We start from the raw sequence: 22,200 nt of genomic DNA on the forward strand, positions 1-22,200 counted from the left end.
GAAGACACACCAACCAGAGGGCACAGCGGTCCCCGGCATCAGACAGGCCCTGACACCCGCGTGCCCCTCACCGTTGCCCTCAACTGCGAAAACTGACCACCCCGAACTCCGCCTTCCTGGTCACCTTGCCACGCGATGATGGACAGCGGGGCATGTGTTGGGCCAAGAGCATCACCAGCACGTCGGTGAGCGTTCCCGCGTTCGTGTTTCTTCGCCAGCAAGGAAACCGGGTACACAGCGGGTCGAGACGGCTGGTCAGCCTTGAGAAGAGGACGGCTCCCGGAGCGAGACGGGGACCCACGCCGGTGGCCGTACGCCGTCCTTGCGGTGCGCGGCCGGTAGGGGCGGTGTCGGCTCCGTTTGGCGTTGCGGGACTCGTGCGGGCCATGCGGGTGGATCCGTCAGCCGGTCAGCGCGCCTACCGGCCGGTGCGCGAGCGGAACGTCGCAGGATGGGCCCCTGTTCCGCTGCCCGCCCAAGGAGGTCGGCCGTGCCCCAGGTGCGTGTACTGGACTCGACGATCGCCTACCGGGAGGTCGGTTCGGGCGTCCCGTGGGTCTTCCTGCACGGGAATCCGACGTCGTCCTATCTCTGGCGCAACGTGCTGCCGGCGGTCGGGGACCCCGGGCGACGGCTGGCGCCGGACCTCATCGGCATGGGCGACTCAGGGAAACCCGACATCGTCTATACCTTCGACGACCACGCCCGCTACCTGGACGCCTGGTTCGACGCGCTCGACCTGGACGAGGTCGTGCTGGTCGGCCACGACTGGGGTGCCCCACTCGCGTTCGACCAGGCCGCCCGGCACCCGGGGCGGGTGCGCGCCCTCGCGTTCAGCGAGCCGATCGTCAAGCCCCTGGCCTGGGCCGAATTCCCCGACGGCGCGCGCAACCTGTTCCGCGCGCTGCGTACCCCGGGAGTGGGCGAGACCATGATCCTCCAGGAGAACATGCTCATCGAGAAGGTGCTTCCCAGCTCCGTCGTCCGAGGGCTGAGCGATGAGGACCTGGCCGCATACCGCAAGCCCTACCCCACGCCCGCAAGCCGACGCCCCATGCTCCAATGGGCGCGCTCCATGCCACTGGACGGCGAACCCGCCGACGTCGTCGCCCGGATCGAGGCATTCGACACCTGGCTCGCGGCTGCTTCGGACGTCCCCAAACTACTCCTCGCGTTCGAACCCGGCCCCGGCACGACGATCGACGAGGCCATGATCACCTGGTGCACGACGCACATCGCCGCCCTGGACGTCACCCGACTCGGCCTGGCCGGGCACGACGCCCCCGAGGACCAACCCGCCGCCATCGCCGCCGCCATCGCCGCCTGGGCCGACACACACCGTCTCCGCACCTAAGACCGTGTCCTATGCGGTGAGGCGGTCGCTGACCGGTATATGGGTCGGGGTACGTGGAGTTGGATTGTCCCGGATGGGTTGTGGGAGATCGCAGAGCCGTTGATGCCTGCGCCGAGGGTGCGGCCGCAGGGCGGCGGAACGCAGGACACCCCTGATGAGAGCCATGAACAGTTCACTACCCTCCTGGCCCCGGCCCTCACCCTCGCCGGCCCCCACAACACCGACGACCCCTACGCCCTACCGACTACTACGGTTATGGCCTCGATGGCGGGCCACAGCTACTACGGCCAGAGCGGCTGGAGCAAAGACGGGGCCTGACACAGCTACGACCACGCCTGATTCGGAGACGTCCCGCCCCAAGCAGGCACCACAACACCAAGCAACAGGAAACCGACCATGTCAGATGAAAGACTGAGCGAAAGCGCCCTCAAGGCTCCCGCGCCGTAAGAATGTCCAGGGCACGCCACCGCTCCGTCGGCGGAACACTGCCGTCCTGGACGAGCCGGTCAATCGCGGTCCTCACGAGGGCCGCCGTCTCCACGGGAATCTCCCGCACGCCGAACACCGACTCCAGCGGCGCCGTCCCCACCCTCGTCGCCTCACCGGACGCCGCGTCGAACCAGCCTTCAGCCAGCTCACCCAGATGCCGCTCGAACACCGCGAGGATCACGCCGAACGCCGTCGCCGAATTCCCGATCTTGTAAGCGGCCCGGGAGGTCTCCAGCGCATCGAGCACCGGCTCGTACTGCTCCAGACCCGCGACCCAACGCCGGTCCGCCGTCGCCGTCGACCGGGCCGCGTCGAACGCCGCCTCCGCCCGCTTCAGCTCGTCGGGCAGGAACATGAACTGCACCGAGGCGAAGTCGAGGTTCGCCTCACCCAGGGAGGCGACATCCACCTTCTCCAGCAGATCCAGAGTCTTGTCGTCCAGGCCCGTGTACTGCCGCCACTCCACCGACTCCAGCTCCTCGTACAGCTCCTTGAGGATCGCCGGATCGTCCTGGCCTGCGATCGCGTTGTGCGAGAGCTGAAGCGCGATCTGCCGCTGACGGGGCAGCGGCTCGTCTATCTGCATCCACCAGATCGTCGCGACGCCGGCCTCGATCGCGGCGAGCGTGCGGTGGTTGCCGGACAGCACGACCAGCCGCCCGGATTCCGCGTCGTTCCACACCAGCGGTGTCGAGGTCAGGTGGCCGTCCCGCTGGATGTTCGCCACCAGCTGCCGGAACTGCTCGTGCGGCAGGAACCGCGCGTTGACGTCCAGCAGCGTCAGGGTGCGCGGGTCGCCCTGCACCATCTGCGGCGGGGCGAGCCGAGTGGACTCGGTCTCCATGGTCAGACTCCCGTCTTCGTCGTCGGGGCGCCCCACCGCTTCGCCCACATCTCAAGGGCCGCGGCCAGCGTGTGCTCGCCCATGGCCCCGTGATACTGGAGCTGGAACTTCCAGCCGTCCTCCCCCGTGGGGCCCCTGCTTTTCAGCCGGAGCAGCCCGCGGTACTTCATCGACACCGGGTGGTTGCTGAACGCCGTCGTCGCCACCTTCCGGATCCGCCGCGAGAACGCTCGCTGGCACAGCAACTGCGCCTCGGTGCTCACGGCCGCGAGCACGATCAGCTTCGACAACCGCGGGTAGTCGGTCGGCGCGACCGCGAAGTCCGAGAGCACGTACACCTCGTCGGGCGTGTAGGTGCTGGGAGCCATGGCAAACACGCCGAGCAGCCGCCCGCCGCCGTCCCGGACCGCGACTGCCAGGTTCGCCGCACCCGGCGCGATGCGCGGGTTGAGGTAGCGGGAGCGAAGCGCATTGAACTGCCCCGGCTTCAGAAGGGACAGCCGCAGCGGGCCCACCAGGTCGTCGCCTTCCCGCAGGCGGGGCACCTTGACCGGCTCGATGGGCTGGCGCGGGCCCACAATGCGGGTGGGGGCTTCGCTGGCGTACACGTAGAAGGGAGCGGCCCGCGGGGTCGCCTTGACCACGCCGCGCAGATAGCGGTGGAGGTCGGGCACATCGTGGTTGGACGCGGTGAGCCAGTACGGCCGGTCGGTGATCGCCCCGAGCACCTCGACAACGTCACCGTCGGACAGCGGCTCGTACGTGGGCGCGTCCCAGGCGAGATGGGCGTCCAGCGGCTCGTACAGCTTCTCGTACCCACCGCCGTAGAAGGGAGGGAAGGAGCACACCGGGGCATCGCTGGGGACCTCCCGGAGCCAGGAGCGCACGTCCTCGACCTCGTACGAGGCGAGTTCGATGTCCGAGGAGGACAGCCGCTCGACCGTCTCCGCGTGCTTGGCCTTCCACTGCTCCCGGTAGGAGCGCACCACCCGCTCGTGCCACAGCCCCTCGCGGCCGACGCTGGCGAGGAAGCGCGTTCCCAGCATGAGCGTGGCTACGGTGCCCACGCCGTCGTCCAAGGAGTCAGCGAGCCAGCCGAGTTCGTCGTGGCTCTCCTCGCGGAGTCGGATGCCGACGGGCTGCCGGATGAGCCACCGGCCGACCGCACTGGTGTAGATGGACACGTCCGAGGAGTGCAGGTCGAAGCCCAGGCCGGCAAGGGACCGTTCGATGGTGAAGTTCCCGCAGCACGGGACGTACACCGGGCCGCGCGGCCACCGACCGGCCGCTTCGCGCACGATGGAGCGCATGGGGCCCGGGATGGTGCCCTGGAACATCTCTCGCCTCCTGAACAGACAGCGCCCGGCCCCGGCGTGGTGCCGGGGCCGGGCGCTGCGCTGGAACCCTACGCAAGGAGCGCATAGCCGATTGAGATCATGTCACCTATCTCAATCGGGGCGGTCCGACCCTCACATCAAGGTGTCCTGCCGGTAGGGGGTGTCCTCCATCGGGGAGAGTTCGCGCACCTCGTCCCCCGTGACGTCTTTCCACCAGGCCGCGAAGACGCGGCGGTGGCACCACAGCGTGGGCTTGGCCAGGTCCTCGAAGCAGAGGAGAACGAGCCGGTGGTCGCCCTCCGCCTGGGCGATCTGCCGCAGCCGCTCCGCGATCCGGGCAGGGCCGAGCTGGTCGAGGTCGGCACGGTACGCCTTGGCGAACTCCGGCTCGGGCCGGGAGAGGTACTCCCGACGCGGCGCGAGCTCCCGCACCGAGTGGGTGAGGGAGTAGGGGAGCTTGAAGCGGGGAGCGCCCAGGGTGATGCGCACTGGCACCCCCTGCGGGGGTTGGTACGCCTGGAACCGGTTGGTGAACAGGGTGAGCACGAGGCATTCCTTTCGTGGTGCTCTGACGCCGACGCGACGGCGTCGCCGCCGGCGGGCCCGAATTGATCGACGGTGCCGCCCGCTCGGGCCCGTGAGGACCTGAGCGGCACCGGCCGCGCAGGGAGAGAGCCGCCCTGCACGCCCGGTTCGGACTCCAGCCGGGCCGCCCTCCGTCCCGGAGGGGCGTAAGATCCGCGCTCCTCCGGATCTCTCACGTCCCCACGGGTTCCTCACCGGAGTCGGTGAGCCAGAAGCCGTTCAGGAGCCAGCTGGCGGCGAAGGTCCAGTTGGCGCAGTCCTGGTGGCGCTGCTCCTCGTGCGCCTTCTTCACATGGCTAACCGCTTCGGCTGCGAGCTGGGCGACCGGCCCGTTGGGGGCAGCGAAGTCATCGTCCACCGTGAGCGTCCAGCACTGGCCAGCGAATTCGATTTCCCTAAAACGGGCGCGGCCGGAAGGTCCGGCCGCGCCCGCATCCGCCAGGGGGAGGGGCGCGGCCACCGCCGCGCCCCTCCCCTTCCTACTTCTCCGCTGTGGCCTTGGCGTCCTCGGCAGTGGCCTTCTTCGCCGGAATTTTGGAGGCCGTGGCCGTCCGCACCGCGGGCTTGCGGGGGGCGGGCTTCGGCGCTGCCTTCCTCGCCGTCGACCGGGGGCCGCTGGCAGGCTTGGTCTCGGGCTTCGCCGCAACGGGCTTCGCGGGTGCAGGCTTTGCGGGCGCGGGCTTCGCCGCGGCCTCCGCCTTCTTCGCAACGGCTCCCCGCTGCACCTCGACCGCCTTCTTGTTGAAGTCCTCGGCCATGGCCTGCTGGATGCCGTTGGCCTTGCTGAGCAGGTTCCGCACGAGCTGGACCTTCGCGTAGAGCCGAGCGACGACCCTCATGTGGCGGGCGAGGTCGTCACCGAGGATGACCGCCAGGTCCTCCGGCTTCTTCGCGGCCAGGTCCTCCAGCAGGGGGAGCAGGACGTCTTCGGCCTTCCCGAGTCCGTCCTTGGCCTTGGCCTTGGCCTTCTTCCGCTTCTCGTCCTCATCTGCGGTCGGGGCGGTCTCGCCGGTGAGCGAGGTCTGCTGCTCCATGGTCTTCAGGCCGTTGGCGAAGTGCTGCGCCTCGGCCTCGCTATCGAAGTCACCGCGCACGTAGCGCATGGCCGCGACCATCTGGTTGGCCGGGTTGAGCTGGGCGATGTGCCAGGCCAGGTTGTTCTTGATCTGGCCCTTCTCGACCATCTCCGCGACCTCGGGGCGCAGGGTGAGCAGCCCGAGCCGCCAGGTGATGTGGGTCTCCGTCTTCCCGAACTGCTTCGCGATCTTGGCGGGCACCCAGCCGGCCGCCTTGAGGTCGGCGTACGCCCCGGCCTCCTCCATGATCGTCATGTCCTGCCGGTTGACGTTCTCGGCGATGCTGAGGACGTACGCTTCCTCGTCGGTGGCGCCCTCGATGACCTTGACAGGCAGGGTCTCCAGGCCGGCCGCCTTGCAGGCCCTCCACCGGCGCTCACCGGCGATGAGCATGTAGGGGGCCTTCTCGCCCTCGACCGGCCGGACCACCACGGGCTGAAGGAGGCCGTTCTCCTTGATGCTGGCCGTCAGCTCCTCATGCCGCGCCTCGTCGAAGAACTTGCGGGGCTGGTCGGGGTTGGGGGCGATCTCGTCAATCTTGAGGTTAACGAACAATGTCCCGCGCCTTTCTGAATTCCATGGAGAGTCCTTTTCACTTCCCCTTTTTCCTTACAACTTATATCTTAATCGCATTCACTTCTAAAGCAAGTGGAAATAGCAATTAAGCATCGGGGATTCAGAAATACATTTCGGGAATTCGTACGGAAATGCAGGAGTCCGCCGCACCCATTCGGCACGACGGCCTCCGCTCCCACACGCCCCCTGCCGCCGATCACCCGGCGGCGACTCCTCACGAGCGGGGCGCGGGGGGTCGGCCGCCCGTGAGGAGCAGGGGTGTGCACCGATCGAGCGGTGCCGAGCCGAGCGGTCCTCGGCGCCTGCTGAGCCCGCCCGACATCCAGAAGCTACCGCACGACGCCAATCGTGTCACCTACCTGGCTTACGGATCACGCGGCGATTCATCCGGGTATCCCCCCATAACCGCCTGCTGGACAACCACCGCGCGAGCATCCTCACCCCAGTCCGCTGCCGCACCCTGCGCCGGCAGTACGCGCGGGGGCTCCTTGGCCAGCTCCTCGACCCTCCGCTGATCGATCTCGGCCAAGACGTCGTCCTCCCGTTCCTCGAACCCAAGCCGCCGCACCCATCGCGCCAGGCGGCAGACGCGATCAGACCTGGCCACCCCACAGGCAGGCAAAGGCGCACACCTGAGCACCGCGCCTCCATTTCAGGATCTACACAATCACCACAGAGGCTTCCTCGCTTTGCACAACCCTGTAACGAATTGGAAAGCCCCTCAGGGAACTGACACAGCATCAGCGTCACGCAACCACCTTCTCACTCCGAGTGGAAACGCAGCCTGATGCTAGCGTGTGCACTTCAATGCATCTGGGAGGGCGGTAAGTTGCCGATGCCTCAACAGTGGAGCGACGAAGTGTCCCAGCAGGCCGCTCGGATCGCGGAAACCAAAACCGACGTGGCTCGTCGCCTGCGACACGTCCGACAGCACCATCCCGAGGGACCGTTCACTGTCGCGTCCCTCGCTAAACGCTCTGGTGTATCCCAGCGCACGCTGTCCGCCATAGAGTCGGCAGCCGGAGTGAACCTCACTCTTGAGACGCTACTGAAGGTCGCAGGAAGTCTCGGGATTAAACGCCACGCCTACTTCCTCGATGAGAAGGTCTTTGACGAGGTGAACGCAGAACTAACCGCACTTGTCGAAGTCCGCAAGCAGGGAATCACAGGCGTCGCTCTGCGGTCCACCACTTATCCAGAGAACACTGCCGCCCACGAAATGGCAGCCCTCCTCAGCGGCATTCTCGACTCAGCGCGTAAGGCAAAGGACGTTTTGAAGGTCCTGCCTCATAATCCGGACGGGGAAACCCCCGGGAAGAATTGCGCCGTTGGTGAATAATGCGTTGGTCGAGAAGTAACAGGACAGCCCGCCGCGATTTTCATGCGCGATGCACAGAAAAGCTCAGAGGTCTCGAACTTCCCACTGATCGAGCCCTGACGATCAGCAGCCTGTGCACCCATCTCAGCCAGCAGTATGGGCGGCCTATCCAGATCGTCGCTGCAGAATTACCTAAAGACAGCCCGGACGGGGCTCTGCTCTGCACCGCAGAGGGCGACTACATCCTCTTCGAAGAAAGGCTCGCACCGATCCACCGACGACAGGTCATCCTGCATGAATTCGGACATCTAGTCTGCGGACACCTAGCTGGGAACGGGCTCGTAGGGAGTGCTTCTCACCTACTCCTCCCCTCCCTCTCACCCGCGCTTGTCCAGCGAGTGATGAGTCGGGCACACAAAGACTCCGAAGCTGAACGCGAGGCCGAATACGTGGGATCGCTGATCGGCCAGAAGATCAGCACCTGGGAGACCGTCCTCTACCATGACGTTCCTCCGGAAGCGGAAGCCCTGGTCACACGCCTTTCCACTCTGGAACCATTCTCTGTACTGGAGAAATGAACAGCTATCTCTACCCCCTGTGCTCCTCCATCGCATTCGTCGCCTTTGCGTACAAGGTCAGGATCCTTCGGCGTGATCGCTCGCCTACACAGGTATTCCTTACTACGAATCTACTCTTCATCTGCCTCACGTTCTTCGTGTCCACTCCCTCTGTGTGGGTACAGATCAGTGATGCCGCCGGAATCATTAATTTCAGCGGACTGTTATCACAGAGTTCAGTCATCCTCTCGGCAGCATGTCAGCAGATTGTGCTCCTTCACCTTCTGCACGACCGGCGTGAGGCATGGCGCAAGTCGGTTCCTCGAATATGTGCCCTCGCCATCATTCTGATCGGCATGGTGATTCTATTCTCGGCGGCCACCGCCACACAGGAGAAGCCTGACGACTTCGCCTTGTCCAAAGCTCAGTACTATCCGCTCTACCTCAGCATCTACCTGCTGGGATTCACCATGAACCAGATAGATGTCGGCCTCCTCGGGTGGAAATGCGCGAAGGTCGCACCTACCCCATGGCTGTATCGCGGCCTGATCTTGATCGCACTGACTCTACCTTTCTCCGTGATCTATGTGGGATGCAGGGTAGCCGCCATCATTGTCGGCAACTTCGGTATGAGCGGGCACGACTGGGAAATCGTTGCACAGTTATCGGTTTCCGCTGCCGCCATCATCCAGATGGTGGGCTGGACAGTCCCAGACTGGGGCCGCCATGTGAGTGCCGCTTGGTCCTGGCTGAATGACTGGAGATCTTTCCGCGAGGTGAGGTCGCTGCACCAGGAACTCACGCGTCATGCTCCCCAGGTTGTACTCAATCTCGACACGGCGACTGAGCTCCGTACCCGCCTCTACCGCATTGTCGTGGAAATCCGCGACGCCCAGTGGGCGTTGCGCACATGGGTGCCCCAAGGGACCGCCGAGGCGGCGTGCGCCTGGGCCAAGGCACGCGGACTGAACGGGGTCGAGCTGGCCGCCGTCGTTGAGGCCACCCAGCTCCGGGCCGCCCTCCGCTGCAAGGCCCAAGGCCAACCACCAGTACGTCATGAGGAGACCCCACTGGCGGCCGAACCTCAGAGCCTGGCCGACGAGATCGGGTTTCAGAGGCACCTCGTCCGAGCCTTCAACCAGGTATCCGGCCCGGACTTCCCCCACTCGGAATCAACACAGAACAGGTAGGACCAGCTATGGACTCCGGCACCACGGCACAGCAACCGCTGCCACGGCCGTTCGACGCGCCTTTCCTCGCCGACCCCCTCCGCGAGTACGCCCGGCTACGAGCAGCTGGTCCGGTCCATCAGGCCGCCCTTCCCGACGGGGCTCCGGTCTGGGTGGTGACCCGGGAATCCGATGTCCGCGCAGGACTCGCCGACGAGCGGCTGTCCGTCAGCAGGACTCATGCGTCCAAGGCCGGGGGCTACCGCGGGTTCGAGCTACCGCCGGCCTTGGACGCCAATCTCCTGAACAGCGTCCCTGCCGATCATCAGCGCCTTCGCCGACTGGTCTCCAAGGCGTTCACCGCGCGGCGCGTCGAGCGATCCCGAGAGGACATCGAGGCCACTGCCGATCGGCTGGCTGACGGTCTCGCGCAGAACGGCAAAGGTGATCTGGTCGCTGACTTCGCGGGTCCGCTCTCGCTCCGGTTCATCGGCGACATGTTCGCCGTCCCTGAACAGGACAGAAAGCCATTCTCGGCCTGGGTCGGCACCATGATCGCGCCGGACCATCCCAGCCAGATCGTGGATGCCGTGGAACGGATTCATCGCTTCCTTCTCGACCTCATCAGCACCAAGCGGGCGTCGCCGGGCCGGGATCTGCTGTCTGACCTGATCGCAGCACGCGACAGCGACGACCGGCTGAACGAGGACGAACTTGTCTCCCTTGCCTTTCTCATCCTGATGGCGGGCAGCGAGAACACCCAGCACATGGTGAGCGCCGGAATGCTCACCCTCCTATCCGACCCAGGCCAGAGTGCCGAGCTACGCTCCGACCCCGCGCTCCTGGCGCCAGCCGTCGAGGAGCTGCTTCGGTACGCCCACCCCAACCAGATGGCCATCCGCCGCTTCGCCGTCACTGATCTTCAGATCGGCGGCACCCGTATCCCGCGCGGCGCGACCGTCCTGCTCTGCCTCACCTCCGCCCACCGGGACCCGGACCGATACCCGGAACCCGACCGATTCGACATCCACCGCGGCCCCACACCCCACCTGGCTCTCGGCCACGGGATGCACTACTGCCTGGGCGCGGCACTCGCCCGCATCCAGATCGAGGTGGCGACAGACACCCTGCTTCGGCGATTCCCGGACCTGCGCCTCGCCGTCCCCGCGTCCGAGCTTCGGTGGCGTACATCCTGGAGGTCGCGATCCCTCGTAGAGCTGCCGGTCTTCACCACGTGATCAGCACGGCGACGCCTACACCCGCCCCTCGGCCGCGCCCTGCCCCCAGACTCGCCATGTCAGGCGGACTCGATTGCTGTCCACGACGCGGGATCCCCGGGCAGAGGCTGGGAACAGGGCCACCTCATCCAGCATCAGCACCAGGACGCCCTGTCGCGCCACCAACGGAGCGTGCTGCCACCACGCCACCAGGTTCGGCACGTCCCCGACAGGGACATGCTGAACCATCTCCAGCTGCCTCGCCCGCGCCATGGCCTGCTTGATCTCTTTGGTGAATTGCTTGTCCGCCGCGTGGAACGCTGTCAGCGACAGACCAGACGGGGAAGCGTACTGCTCTCCAAGAGCCCGCTGGCGCTTACGCAACACATCGGCCTGTTCCCGCAAAACTTGGGCCTCCGCCAAGAGATCGTCCCGGGCCCGACCAATGAGTGCGCTGACCTCGGGCTTCGCCAGCTCAGCGAGCACCTGCTCAGCCAGATGCCGCTCCAGGCCGTCGGCATTCACGCGGACCTTGCCACAGCCCTTCGTCAGCGTCTTGGTGCTCGGCGGACACCGATATCCGCGGCTTCCGCTGTTGGCCGGCGTTGAGGCGATCTCGTACGCACACAGGCCGCACACCCCCAACCTCCCGGGCACGAGGTACTCGCGTGACGGCTTCCGCTCGAAGTCGGGCTGGTTCTTGCGCCTCATGACGCGGATGGCAACAAATTGCTCACGGGTGATGATTGCAGGCAGACCGGTCTCCACGAGGTCACCATCGGCGTCCTCCCGGAGACCGGCAATGGCCGGATTGTCCAGCAAGATCGCAAGGCCGCCCGCGCGGAACTCCCCACCCCGTGCCGTCCGGTAACCGGCCTGGTTGATCCACAGGGTGATCTCGTCATAGCTCTGGCCAGCGAGTCGCCGCACCGCAGCCGGCGGAAGCGCCTCCGCCTCACTCTCGCGCACCCGCGTGTGCGCGGCATCCTCGAAGCCGAACAGCCGCCCCATGTCCCTCGCCCTCTGCGTAGATCCGACCCCCTTTTACCCGCATTGACAGCTTATCGAGGATAGGTCACACGATAAGTCCCGGGAAGGTGTCAGCAAGGTACCCCGGGGTCACCCGCTCACCCGCTTTCAGGACGGACTCCAAGCACCTTCCACAGCTCCGCGGTCGGCACACGCACGGTACTGCCAAGGGAGAGCAGCCTGACCGGGAAGGCACCAGCCCGGACCAGTTCGTACGCCTTGTCGCGGCCGATCCCCAGCGCACGGGCAGCGGTCGTGATGTTCACGGTCGCTGGCAGAGAGAGCAACTCGTTGAGCCCCATCGCCCCGGTCGCCGCCTGATCGTTCTTCTTCTGCACGTTCGTTGGTCGCCTCACTCCCCCGCGCCAACTTGCAGGTGACTTTACAACAGTGTCCGACAGCCCCACCAAGATCGAGAGGGAACGAGCCGGATACGTACGGATGCGTACCCAACCGGCCAGAACTCGCGATCAGCGCAAGGGAACAGGACCGATGTTCGAGCCGAGCTACTACCGGCGATGCCAGTGCAAGGGGCCGCTCAAGGACAAGGAGGGCAAGCCGGTCCTCGACACGGACGGCAAGCCGAAGATCGGGGACATCGGGCTGACGTGCCCGAAGCTCAGCAAGGGACACGGCACCTGGTACTTCTACTTCGAGGCCGAGCGCGGCGAGGGCAACAAGCGCGCCCGGATACGCCGAGGCGGCTTCACCAAGCTGGATGACGCCAAGAAGAAGGCCAAGGAGCTGTACGACGCGGCCACGGCCGGCACCGACGTGCTCTCCGACGAGACGTGCGGCGCCTTCTTCCTCCGGTGGATCAAGGCGAAGAAGTCCCTCGCCCGCACCACCCGCCACGGCTACGAGGAGCACATCAAGAACTACCTCCTCCCTCACCTCGGGCACATCAAGCGGCGCGACCTCAAGGTGCGGCACCTGGACAAGATGTACGACGCGATCGAGAAGGAGAACGCCGAGCGAATCCTCCACCGCCTCCGTGTCCATCAGCTCCAGAAGGACCGCGACACAGCACACCAAGCCTGGGTGAAGACGGCGGGCTACGCCAAGAGGGAGGAACGCCGTGTCACTCGCCGGGCCTTCCTCGACGCCAACGCTGCTCTCCGCGAGGGCAAGAAAGGGCTGCGGAAAGTCACCTCCGCCGCCACCATGCACCGCATCAACGACACCCTCAGCTCGGCTCTCACCTGGGGGATCAAACGCGAGCAGGCGTTCTCCAAGAACTGGGCACAGCTCGTGGAGCTGCCGCCAGTCACCCGGCCGAAACCGCTCGTCTGGACGCCCGAACGCATCGAGCACTGGAAGCGCACCGGCGAGAAGCCCGGTCCGGTCATGGTCTGGACGCCGGAACTGACCGGCCAATTTCTCGACTTCGTCAAGGGCGACTGGCTCTACGAGCTGTGGCACTCGTTCATCTTCCTCGGCCCCCGCCGCGGCGAGATGGCCGCGCTCCCCTGGACGGAGGTCAGCACCGACGCGCTCTGGCTGCGGGTCTCCCAGCAGATCGTGGAGGTCGCCTACAAGCTGTACGGGGAAGCCCCCAAGGCCGACAGCGTCCGCACCCTCCCCCTGAGCCTGGAGTCCGGTGACAACCTCGTCGGCTTCCGTGCCAAGCAGGAGAGACAGCGTCGGGAGTGGGGGGAGGCGTACGTTGAGACCGGCCGGGTGTGGACGCACGAGAACGGCGAGGAGCTGCACCCCGACTGGATCTCCCGGCGCTTCACCCGCCTCGTGGAACTGTCGGGCCTGCCCCCGGTCCGCCTCCATGATCTGCGGCACCTCGCCGCCACCTTGTCCCTGCTCGCCGGTACCGACATCAAGGTCGTCCAGGAGAAGCTGGGCCACTCTTCACGCCAGATCACCTCCGACACCTACACCAGCGTGCTGCCCGAGATGATGCGGGCCGAGGCCGAGTCGGTCATGGCGGTCGTCCCTCGCGACGTCCCCTTCGTGGTGCGCTCCCCGCTGGAGATCCCCGAGGCAGCCTGGCAGGGCGACATCGCCGTCTTCTTCGCCCACGGCGCGCGGCAGTCAGAGAACTCCTGGGCCATTGGAGCGCAGACCCAGCCGGACTCTGATCTCGTCGGCATGATCACGCTGAGCGGACGGGGCCAGGACGACGCTGCCAACGCAGCCGTGAAGTGGGTACGCGATCACTGCACCGCGAACGATCTGGAACTGGTCCGGGTGGAGAACTTCAACAACCGCTACCCAGAGGATCAACGGTCGGACTTCTCTCTGACACACTTCATGATCGCTCGCTCCGAGGCACCGGGCCTGGACGGCCGGGCGCTGCCGACGGGCCTGCCGCCGACTCCGGGACGGCCCTCGCGACGGATTGCTTGACGGGCACCAGAAGGCGGCGTGAGGGCCTTCTCTGCCCCCAGAACGGTCCCCGTGTCCCCTGTGTGTCCCCTGGATCTTGATCCAAGGGGGTGAACGTGGGCCGCCGCATCAGCATGGCGGCCCACGTTTCCGCGTTCCCGCAGGTCAGATCGATTCTGCCTGGGTGCCGCTCGGTGGGGCGGGTGGGACTCGAACCCACGGCCGACGGATTATGAGTCCGCTGCTCTAACCGGCTGAGCTACCGCCCCTAACGGCGCGTCGCGCACAAATGTGCGCGCCGTCTGCCGCAGCATAGCCGCTCATACGATCTCCTGCTTCGGATGGTCGGCAACGCCCAACGGTGAAGACTGTGCTGGCCGCTGCACGGTTCCCATCTCGCCCAGAGCATACGAAAAAGGACCCCCGAAGGAGTCCTGTTCCGTATGTGCTCCCCCGGCTGGACTCGAACCAGCAACCCTCCGGTTAACAGCCGAATGCTCTGCCAATTGAGCTACAGGGGATCGCGCTCCCCCGACTGGACTCGAACCAGTAACCTGCCGGTTAACAGCCGGCTGCTCTGCCAATTGAGCTACAGGGGATTGCCTTGCATGCACCGAACGTACCTACCGGAGGCTTCCCGGAGGGCGTGTGCTCGCTGCGACACATACATTAGCGCAAGCAGGGGGGTGCTCCGCCAATCGGTATGGTCCTGGGTGATCACGGGGCGGCCCGGGTAGGCGGGCAGGCACCGGCGTACGCAAGCGAAGGGTGGCAGCGCCATGCGGTACAAGCTCACGTTCGTCGTCGGACTCGCCCTGGGCTATGTGATCGGGACACGGGCCGGCCGCGAGCGCTATGAACAGCTGAGGAAAAGCGCGCGCCAGTTCGCCCAGAACCCCGCGGTGCGCAATGCGGCGGAGTCCGCGGCCCACAACGGCCGCGAGATCGCGGGCAGGGCCTTCAGCGCCGTCAGCGGCAAGGTCGGCGACCGGATGCCCGAGTCCGTCGCCGAGCGGGTGCGATCCCTCCGGGAGCGCGGTGCGAACCGCGAGGACGACTGGGGAACCAGCAACACATGACACCGGCACTCCCCGGGTGGGGCAGAATCTCCCCCCATGGGGATAGTCGCCGGCTTGGACAGTTCATCTGCCTTCACCCAGATCGTCGTCTGTGACACGGAGACGGGTGCCGTGCTGCGGCAGGGGTACGCCCCGCACCCCCCTCATCTCGCGGACCCGAAGGCCACCGAGGTCGATCCGCAGGCATGGCTGCTCTCGCTCGGCGAGGCCGCGGCCGGCGGGCTGCTCGAAGGCGTGCAGGCCATAGGGGTCTCCGCGCAGCAGCACGGGCTCGTGCCCCTCGACCACCAGGGCGCCCTGGTGCGCCCCGCGCTGCTCGGGAACGACAAGCGGGCCCAGGTCGCCGCGGCCGATCTGATCGAGGCGCTCGGCGGCCGGCAGGCGTGGGCCGAGGCCGTCGGCTCGGTGCCGCAGGCCGCCCACCCGGTGGCCAAACTCCGCTGGCTGGCCCGCTCCGAGCCGCAGTCGGCGCAGCGCGTCGCGAGCGTGCTCCAGCCGCATGACTGGCTGGTGTGGCAGCTGCTCGGCAGGCCCGCCCGCAGGACCACCGACCGGGGCGGCGCGTCCGGCACCGGCTACTGGTCGGCGAGCACCGGTTCCTACCGGCCCGATCTGGTCGAGCTGGCCCTCGGCCACCAGTGCTCGCTGCCCGAGGTGCTCGGCCCCGCCGACGCCGCGGGGACCACGCCCGAGGGGCTGCTGATCTCCGCGGGGACCGGCGAGACCATGGCCGCCGCGTTCGGTCTCGGCGTCGGTCCGGGCGATGCGGTGGTCTCCCTCGGAGCCTCCGGTTCCGTGATGGCCGTGCACCATGGGGCGCTCGCCGACCCCAGCGGGATGATCACCTCGTACGCGGACGCCACGGGGATGCACCTCCCGGTGGTGCACACGCTCAACGCCGTACGGGCCCTGCGCGGCGCGGCCGAGATGCTGGGGCTCGACGATCTCGAAGCCCTCTCCGAGCTGGCGATGAAGTCCACGCCCGGCTCCTACGGCCTGGTGCTGCTGCCGTATCTGGAGGGCGAGCGCACCCCCCGGCTGCCGCACACCGCGGGAACGCTCAGCGGGCTGCGCCGTGAGTCGATGAAGCCCGAGCATCTCGCGCGGGCCGCTTTCGAGGGGATGCTCTGCTCGCTCGCCGACGCGCTGGACGTGCTGCGCGCACGCGGTGTGGAGGTGCGGCGGGTCTTTCTGCTCGGCGCGAGCGCCGGACTGCCCGCCGTCCTGGCCTCGGCGCCCGGGATCTTCGGGGCTCCGGTGGTCGTGCCGCAGCCCGCCGACTACGCGGCGCTCGGCGCGGCCCGGCAGGCCGCCTGGGCGCTCGGGGTCGCGCAGGGGACGCTGTCGCCCGCCGCCCCGCCCCCGTGGCAGGCCGCCGCCGTGCAGCTGCTGGAGCCCGGCGACGATCTGGCCGTGGGGCAGGCCGTGCGCCAGCAGTACGGCGCGACCAGGGACCAGCTCCATCCGGGGGCGTTCCACCCCGGCTACTGAGGCGGGGTCCGGGGGCTTTCCGCCCGGTCTGTTGAGGCTCAGCCCCGGGGGCTTTCATCTGGCCCGCTGAGGGTGGACGCCGGGGGCTTTCCGCCCGGCCTGCTGGGGTGCGCCCCGGGTGCCTGCCGCCCGGCCCGCTGAGGCGAAACCTCGGGAGCCGGGCCGCCCGGCCCGCTGAGGCTGCGCCCGCCGGGTCAGCGCCTGGCCGGCGCCCTGCCGGCCCCCGGACCTGCGGTGCGCCGCGCCAGTGCGCCCTGTGCGCGCCCTCAGCGCGACATCTTGACCCGGCCTTGAAACAAACCTTTGGGGATCACGGGCCCCCGTACCGCAAGATTGGGACTGCCCCGTCCGCCGGGACCGCCGCCCTGCCCCCCACCTCGCCGAGCCCGAGAGACAGCGTGTGCTGATACAACTGCTGCGGACCTATCTCAGTCCGTACAAGAAACCCATCGCCCTGCTGGTGTTCCTCCAGCTCCTCCAGACCAGCGCCACCCTCTATCTCCCCAACCTCAACGCCGAGATCATCGACGACGGCGTGGTGAAGGGCGATACGGGCCAGATCCTCCAGCTCGGCTCGGTCATGATCGGCGTGAGCCTGGTGCAGGTGGTCTGCAACATCGGCGCCGTCTACTACGGAGCCCGCACCGCCGCGGCGGTCGGCCGCGACATCCGCGCGGCCGTCTTCGACCGGGTGCAGACCTTCTCCGCGCGGGAGGTCGGCCACTTCGGGGCCCCGTCGCTGATCACCCGTACCACCAACGACGTGCTCCAGGTCCAGATGCTGGTTCTGATGGCGTTCACCCTGATGGTCTCCGCGCCGATCATGTGCGTCGGCGGCATCGTCATGGCGCTCGGCCAGGATGTGCAGCTCTCGCTCGTACTGCTGGCCGTGGTGCCGGTGCTCGGCATCTCCGTGACCGTGATCGTGCTCAAGATGCGGCCCCTCTTCCGCACCATGCAGGAACGTCTCGACACCGTGAACCGGGTGCTGCGCGAGCAGATCACCGGCAATCGCGTCATCCGGGCCTTCGTCCGCGACGAGTACGAGAAGGACCGTTTCCGCGAGGCCAACTCCGCGCTCACCGAGGTTTCGATGGGCACCGGGCGGCTGATGGCGCTGATGTACCCGACCGTGCTGACCGTGGTGAACGTCTCATCCGTCGCCGTGATCTGGTTCGGCGCGCACCGGGTGGAGAGCGGAGCCATCCAGATCGGCGCGCTCACCGCGTTCCTCGCCTATCTGATGCAGATCGTGATGGCCGTGATGATGGCCACCTTCATGTTCATGATGGTGCCGCGCGCCGATGTCTGCGCCGAGCGGATCGAAGAGGTGCTGGGCACCGCGTCCAGCGTGGTCCCGCCCACCGCCCCCGTACACGAGCTGCCCCGGCACGGGCATCTGGAGGTGCGGAACGTGGAGTTCAGCTACCCCGGCGCGGAGGAATCGGTGCTGCGGGACGTCGCCCTGGTGGCACGCCCCGGGGAGACCACCGCGATCATCGGCTCCACCGGCAGCGGAAAGTCCACCCTGCTCGGTCTGGTGCCCCGGCTGTTCGACGCCACCGGCGGCGAGGTCCTGGTCGACGGGGTGAACGTACGCGATCTCGACCCCGAGCTGATCGCCCGCACGGTCGGGCTCGTACCCCAGAAGCCGTATCTGTTCTCCGGCACCGTGGCGACCAATCTCCGGTACGGACGGCCCGACGCGAGCGACGAGGAGCTCTGGAAGGCGCTGGAGGTGGCGCAGGCGGCCGAATTCGTGCGCGAGCTGGAGCATGGCCTCGACGCCCCCGTCTCCCAGGGCGGCACCAATGTCTCCGGCGGTCAGCGGCAGCGGCTCGCCATCGCCCGGACGCTGGTGCAGCGCCCGGAGATCTATCTCTTCGACGACTCGTTCTCGGCGCTCGACTACGCCACCGACGCGGCGCTGCGCTCGGCGCTGTCGGATGAGACGGCTGACGCGACGGTGGTGATCGTCGCCCAGCGGGTGGCCACCATCAGGGACGCGGACCGGATCGTGGTGCTGGACGAAGGGCGGGTCGTGGGGACGGGCAGTCACCACGAGCTGATGGCGGGCAATGAGACATACCGGGAGATTGTGCTCTCGCAGCTGACGGAGGCTGAGGCCGCATGAGCGGGCCGCGCATGATGATGGGCGGCTCCGTGGAGCGGTCCATGGACTTCAAGGGCTCGGGCAAACGGCTGCTGCGGCAGCTCGCGCCGGACCGGGTGCTGCTGTGGACGATGCTGGCGGCCGGGGTGCTGAGCGTCGGGTTCTCGGTGGCCGGCCCGATGGTGCTGGGCTGGGCCACCGACCTGGTCTTCGCCGGGGTCGTCGGCCGTGAGCTGCCCGACGGCGCCACCAAGGAGGAGACCCTCGCGGGCCTGCGGGAGCGGGGCGACGGCGGTCTGGCCGACATGCTCGCCGGGGTGGACTTCACCCCCGGCCGCGGCATCGACTTCACCGCCGTGGGCGAAGTGCTGCTGGTGGCGCTGGTCCTGTTCGTGGTCTCCGGGGCGCTGGCGCTGGTGGCGACCCGGCTGTCGATCAAGGTGATCAACCGGGCCGTCTACCGGATGCGCGCGGACGTCCAGGCCAAGCTGTCGCGGCTCCCGCTGTCGTACTTCGACCGGGCCAAGCGCGGCGAGGTGCTCAGCCGGGTCACCAATGACATCGACAACATCTCGCAGACGCTCCAGCAGACGATGGGCCAGCTGATCAACTCGCTGCTGACCATCGTGGGCGTGCTGGGCATGATGTTCTGGGTCTCGCCGCTGCTGGCACTGGTGGCGCTGGTGACCGTGCCGCTGTCGGTCTATGTCGCGGCCAAGGTGGGCAAGCGCTCGCAGCCCCACTTCGTACAGCAGTGGAAGTCGACCGGAAAGCTCAACGCCCATATCGAGGAGATGTACACCGGCCATGCGCTGGTGAAGGTCTTCGGGCGGCAGGAGGAGTCGGCCCGGGACTTCGCCGAGCAGAACGAGGCGCTGTACGAGGCCGGTTTCAAGGCGCAGTTCAACAGCGGGGTCATGCAGCCGCTGATGTTCTTCGTCTCCAACCTCAACTATGTGCTGGTGGCGGTGGTCGGCGGACTGCGGGTCGCGTCGGGCACGCTGTCGATCGGCGAGGTTCAGGCGTTCATCCAGTACTCCCGGCAGTTCTCGATGCCGCTGACGCAGGTGGCGTCGATGGCGAATCTGGTGCAGTCGGGCGTCGCGTCCGCCGAGCGGGTCTTCGAGCTGCTGGACGCCGAGGAGGAGCAGCCGGACGGCCGGTCCGGTCCGGTCGAGGAGCTGCCGGAGCGGCCCGCCGGGCAGGTGTCGCTGGAGAAGGTGGCCTTCCGTTACGAGCCGGAGCGACCGCTGATCGAGGATCTGTCGCTGCATGTGGAGCCGGGGCACACGGTCGCGATCGTCGGGCCCACGGGAGCGGGCAAGACCACGCTGGTGAACCTGCTGATGCGGTTCTACGAGGTCACGGGCGGCCGGATCAGTCTGGACGGCGTGGACGTCGCCAGGATGTCCCGGAACGATCTGCGGTCGTCGATCGGCATGGTGCTCCAGGACACCTGGCTGTTCGGCGGCACGATCGCGGAGAACATCGCCTACGGCGCCTCGCGTGAGGTGAGCCGTGCGGAGATCGAGGAGGCGGCGCGGGCCGCGCACGCGCACCGGTTCATCCGTACGCTCCCCGACGGCTATGACACGGTGATCGACGACGACGGCTCGGGGGTCAGCGCGGGCGAGAAGCAGCTGATCACCATCGCGCGGGCGTTTCTCTCCGACCCGGTGATCCTGGTGCTGGACGAGGCGACCAGCTCGGTGGACACCCGTACGGAGGTGCTGATCCAGAAGGCGATGGCGCGGCTCGCCCATGGGCGTACCAGCTTCGTCATCGCGCACCGGCTCTCCACCATCCGGGACGCGGATGTGATCCTGGTGATGGAGAACGGCGCGATCGTCGAGCAGGGCACCCATGACGAGCTGCTGGCGCAGCGGGGCGCGTACGCGCGGCTGTACTCGGCGCAGTTCGCGCAGGCGGTGGCGGAGGTGGACTGAGGGCCTCCTGGGGGCCGGGGGCCCGGTCCGTGAGTTCTGGCGGCGGGGTCCTGGCCTCTGCCTGGGTTCAGGCGGCGGGGCCCCGGCCTCTGGGTTCAGGCGGCGGGGCCCCGGCCTCTGGGTTCAGGCGGCAGGGCCCCGGTCCGCGAGTTCAGGCGGCGGGGCCCCGGCCTCAGTCCAGATAGCCGCGGAGCTGGTCGGCGAAGGCGTGGTCGCGCAGTTTGCTGAGGGTCTTGGACTCGATCTGGCGGATGCGTTCGCGTGTCACGCCGAAGATCCGGCCGATCTCCTCCAGGGTGCGCGCCTGGCCGTCGACCAGCCCGTACCGCAACTGCACCACCTTGCGCTCCCGCTCTCCGAGCGTGGAGAGCACGGCCTCCAGATGCTCCCGCAGCAGCAGGAAGGCCGCGGACTCGACGGGGGACGCCGCGTCCCCGTCCTCGATGAGGTCGCCGAGGGCGACATCGTCCTCCTCCCCCACCGGGGCGTGCAGGGAGACGGGCTCCTGGGCGAGTCTGAGCACCTCGCTGACCCGCTCGGGGGCCAGATCCAGCTGGGCGGCGACCTCCTGGGGGGTGGGCTCGCAGCCGCGCTCCTGGAGCATCCGGCGCTGGACCCGTACGACCCTGTTGATCAGCTCGACCACATGGACGGGGACGCGGATGGTCCGCGCCTGGTCGGCCAGGGCCCGGGACATGGCCTGCCGTATCCACCAGGTGGCGTAGGTCGAGAACTTGTAGCCACGGGCGTAGTCGAACTTCTCGACCGCTCTGATCAGTCCGAGATTGCCCTCCTGGACGAGATCCAGCATGGTCAGCCCGCGGCCGACGTAGCGTTTGGCGACGGAGACCACCAGCCGGAGATTGGCCTCGATCAGCCGGCGCTTGGCCATCCGGCCCATCACCACCAGGCTGTCGAGATCGACGGCGAGCTGGGAGTTGTTGATGTCGGGGGTGGTGCCGAGCTTCTCCTCGGCGAAGAGCCCGGCTTCGACGCGGCGGGCCAGCTCCACCTCCTCGGCCGCCGTCAGCAGGGGGATTCTGCCGATCTCCCGCAGATACTGGCGGAAGAGATCGGAGGACGGGCCGCCGCTCTCGGCGCGGGAGGCGGTCGCGGACTCGGGCGGATCGGGCATCTCGACCGCGTCCGCGACAACGGCCCCCACGGCCGCTTCGGGCACGGACTCCGGGTGGTTCACGGGCGGGCGCTGCGACGGGACGCCCGCGAGGGGCTCCGCCTCGGCCAGGCGGCCGGCCGCGGTCTCGGTCAGGCTCTCGGTCAGAGTCTGGGTCTGCACGGGGGCGACCTCCAGGGTGATCGCTGCCGGTTCAAGGGCGTGCGGCAGCGGGACGGGGGCGGCCGGGCCGCTGTCCGTCCCGTACACGATGAGCGGATCCGCGGGGATGAGTGGCCCACCGGCAGTGGACCGGCCGCGCTCCGAGGACTCAGGCACCGCCCCCCAGTGTGGGGTACGACACACAGCTGCCACGAGGGGCGTGCGAGCACTTTCTGAGTCCGGGGCGTGACCGGGCGGTTACCGAACCGGTTTCTCCGGTGCGGCACGGGTCGGGGGAGGGGCGGTCGACGCGTCCGGAGGGGCGCGGTGCCGAGGGACCGGGCCGGGCCGGCCGTGCGCGGCCGGGGGCGGGGGCGGCCGGGGGCGGGGGCGGCCGGGGGCGG

General features: G+C 67.8%; 18 protein-coding genes, 3 tRNA genes and 1 pseudogene. 11 read left to right on the forward strand and 11 right to left on the reverse strand.

The window, feature by feature from the left end:
• Positions 1 to 490 precede the first annotated feature (490 nt).
• The gene (locus FF041_RS34430; protein WP_323393555.1) at positions 491 to 1,354 is read left to right on the forward strand and encodes a haloalkane dehalogenase; all 864 of its coding nucleotides are present in this window, start codon (positions 491 to 493) and stop codon (positions 1,352 to 1,354) included.
• A 39-nt stretch (positions 1,355 to 1,393) separates the two neighbouring features.
• Positions 1,394 to 1,516, forward strand: a pseudogene (locus tag FF041_RS34435) (IS5/IS1182 family transposase); the annotation flags it as partial.
• Positions 1,517 to 1,781: 265 nt separating this feature from the next.
• Here the strand turns inward: FF041_RS34435 and FF041_RS34440 are convergent.
• The 5 genes from FF041_RS34440 to FF041_RS34460 all read right to left on the reverse strand — a co-directional run bounded on the left by FF041_RS34440 (position 1,782) and on the right by FF041_RS34460 (position 6,240).
• Positions 1,782 to 2,687 carry a ParB/Srx family N-terminal domain-containing protein gene (locus tag FF041_RS34440; RefSeq protein ID WP_153526349.1) on the reverse strand — a complete coding sequence of 302 codons (906 nt, stop codon included), beginning with the start codon at positions 2,685 to 2,687 and terminating at the stop codon, positions 1,782 to 1,784.
• A gap of 2 nt (positions 2,688 to 2,689) precedes the next feature.
• Positions 2,690 to 4,024, reverse strand: coding sequence for a putative antirestriction adenine methyltransferase (locus tag FF041_RS34445; protein ID WP_153526350.1), 1,335 nt, complete (start codon positions 4,022 to 4,024; stop codon positions 2,690 to 2,692).
• Between the two features lie 132 nt (positions 4,025 to 4,156).
• The gene (locus tag FF041_RS34450; protein ID WP_153526351.1) at positions 4,157 to 4,570 is read right to left on the reverse strand and encodes a DUF488 family protein; all 414 of its coding nucleotides are present in this window, start codon (positions 4,568 to 4,570) and stop codon (positions 4,157 to 4,159) included.
• Positions 4,571 to 4,781: 211 nt separating this feature from the next.
• Entirely contained in the window at positions 4,782 to 4,967 is a 186-nt protein-coding gene (locus tag FF041_RS34455) for a hypothetical protein (RefSeq protein ID WP_153526352.1), read from the reverse strand.
• Between the two features lie 121 nt (positions 4,968 to 5,088).
• The gene (locus tag FF041_RS34460) at positions 5,089 to 6,240 is read right to left on the reverse strand and encodes a ParB/RepB/Spo0J family partition protein (protein WP_153526353.1); all 1,152 of its coding nucleotides are present in this window, start codon (positions 6,238 to 6,240) and stop codon (positions 5,089 to 5,091) included.
• 880 nt (positions 6,241 to 7,120) lie between these two features.
• Here FF041_RS34460 and FF041_RS34465 point away from each other — a divergent pair.
• The 4 genes from FF041_RS34465 to FF041_RS34475 all read left to right on the forward strand — a co-directional run bounded on the left by FF041_RS34465 (position 7,121) and on the right by FF041_RS34475 (position 10,543).
• Complete coding sequence (locus FF041_RS34465) at positions 7,121 to 7,600, forward strand: helix-turn-helix domain-containing protein (RefSeq protein WP_323393557.1); 480 nt, start codon at positions 7,121 to 7,123, stop codon at positions 7,598 to 7,600.
• Positions 7,600 to 8,157 carry an ImmA/IrrE family metallo-endopeptidase gene (locus FF041_RS40670; protein ID WP_350805352.1) on the forward strand — a complete coding sequence of 186 codons (558 nt, stop codon included), beginning with the start codon at positions 7,600 to 7,602 and terminating at the stop codon, positions 8,155 to 8,157. The genes FF041_RS34465 and FF041_RS40670 overlap by 1 nt, the downstream gene beginning before the upstream one ends.
• The gene (locus tag FF041_RS34470) at positions 8,154 to 9,326 is read left to right on the forward strand and encodes an MAB_1171c family putative transporter (RefSeq protein ID WP_228388831.1); all 1,173 of its coding nucleotides are present in this window, start codon (positions 8,154 to 8,156) and stop codon (positions 9,324 to 9,326) included. Before FF041_RS40670 ends, FF041_RS34470 begins: the two co-directional genes overlap by 4 nt.
• 266 nt (positions 9,327 to 9,592) lie before the next feature.
• Positions 9,593 to 10,543, forward strand: a complete 951-nt coding sequence (locus FF041_RS34475) for a cytochrome P450 family protein (RefSeq protein WP_323393559.1) — start codon at positions 9,593 to 9,595, stop codon at positions 10,541 to 10,543.
• A 15-nt stretch (positions 10,544 to 10,558) separates the two neighbouring features.
• On the opposite strand, the gene FF041_RS34480 is transcribed toward FF041_RS34475, so the two are convergent.
• The gene (locus FF041_RS34480; RefSeq protein ID WP_153526356.1) at positions 10,559 to 11,533 is read right to left on the reverse strand and encodes a recombinase family protein; all 975 of its coding nucleotides are present in this window, start codon (positions 11,531 to 11,533) and stop codon (positions 10,559 to 10,561) included.
• Between the two features lie 116 nt (positions 11,534 to 11,649).
• On the reverse strand, positions 11,650 to 11,889 hold the full coding sequence (locus FF041_RS34485; RefSeq protein WP_323393560.1) for a DNA-binding protein: 240 nt from the start codon (positions 11,887 to 11,889) through the stop codon (positions 11,650 to 11,652).
• 154 nt (positions 11,890 to 12,043) lie between these two features.
• Between FF041_RS34485 and FF041_RS34490 the strand changes: the two genes are divergently transcribed.
• Positions 12,044 to 13,912 carry a site-specific integrase gene (locus FF041_RS34490; protein ID WP_194292294.1) on the forward strand — a complete coding sequence of 623 codons (1,869 nt, stop codon included), beginning with the start codon at positions 12,044 to 12,046 and terminating at the stop codon, positions 13,910 to 13,912.
• A gap of 174 nt (positions 13,913 to 14,086) precedes the next feature.
• On the opposite strand, the gene FF041_RS34495 is transcribed toward FF041_RS34490, so the two are convergent.
• From FF041_RS34495 to FF041_RS34505, 3 genes are all read right to left on the reverse strand, one after another.
• Positions 14,087 to 14,160, reverse strand: a tRNA-Ile gene (locus tag FF041_RS34495).
• Between the two features lie 179 nt (positions 14,161 to 14,339).
• Positions 14,340 to 14,412: transfer RNA gene (locus tag FF041_RS34500), tRNA-Asn, on the reverse strand.
• A 5-nt stretch (positions 14,413 to 14,417) separates the two neighbouring features.
• Positions 14,418 to 14,490 (reverse strand) — tRNA-Asn (locus tag FF041_RS34505).
• 180 nt (positions 14,491 to 14,670) lie between these two features.
• On the opposite strand from FF041_RS34505, the gene FF041_RS34510 reads away from it, so the two are divergent.
• The 4 genes from FF041_RS34510 (at position 14,671) to FF041_RS34525 (ending at position 20,520) form a co-directional block, all read left to right on the forward strand.
• Positions 14,671 to 14,970 (forward strand): YtxH domain-containing protein, encoded by a 300-nt coding sequence (locus tag FF041_RS34510; RefSeq protein WP_153481750.1) that lies wholly within the window; start codon positions 14,671 to 14,673, stop codon positions 14,968 to 14,970.
• A 36-nt stretch (positions 14,971 to 15,006) separates the two neighbouring features.
• Complete coding sequence (locus tag FF041_RS34515; RefSeq protein WP_153526358.1) at positions 15,007 to 16,461, forward strand: FGGY family carbohydrate kinase; 1,455 nt, start codon at positions 15,007 to 15,009, stop codon at positions 16,459 to 16,461.
• 400 nt (positions 16,462 to 16,861) lie between these two features.
• Positions 16,862 to 18,595: an ABC transporter ATP-binding protein gene (locus FF041_RS34520; RefSeq protein WP_323393562.1), complete on the forward strand. Its 1,734-nt coding sequence runs from the start codon at positions 16,862 to 16,864 to the stop codon at positions 18,593 to 18,595.
• Complete coding sequence (locus tag FF041_RS34525; protein ID WP_153526359.1) at positions 18,592 to 20,520, forward strand: ABC transporter ATP-binding protein; 1,929 nt, start codon at positions 18,592 to 18,594, stop codon at positions 20,518 to 20,520. Before FF041_RS34520 ends, FF041_RS34525 begins: the two co-directional genes overlap by 4 nt.
• A 172-nt stretch (positions 20,521 to 20,692) precedes the next feature.
• Here the strand turns inward: FF041_RS34525 and FF041_RS34530 are convergent, their stop codons facing one another.
• On the reverse strand, positions 20,693 to 21,973 hold the full coding sequence (locus FF041_RS34530; protein ID WP_323393563.1) for an RNA polymerase sigma factor: 1,281 nt from the start codon (positions 21,971 to 21,973) through the stop codon (positions 20,693 to 20,695).
• Positions 21,974 to 22,200 lie beyond the last annotated feature (227 nt).

The sequence above is a fragment of the Streptomyces jumonjinensis genome, assembly GCF_009600885.1.
GTDB classification, from domain to species: Bacteria; Actinomycetota; Actinomycetes; order Streptomycetales; family Streptomycetaceae; genus Streptomyces; species Streptomyces jumonjinensis.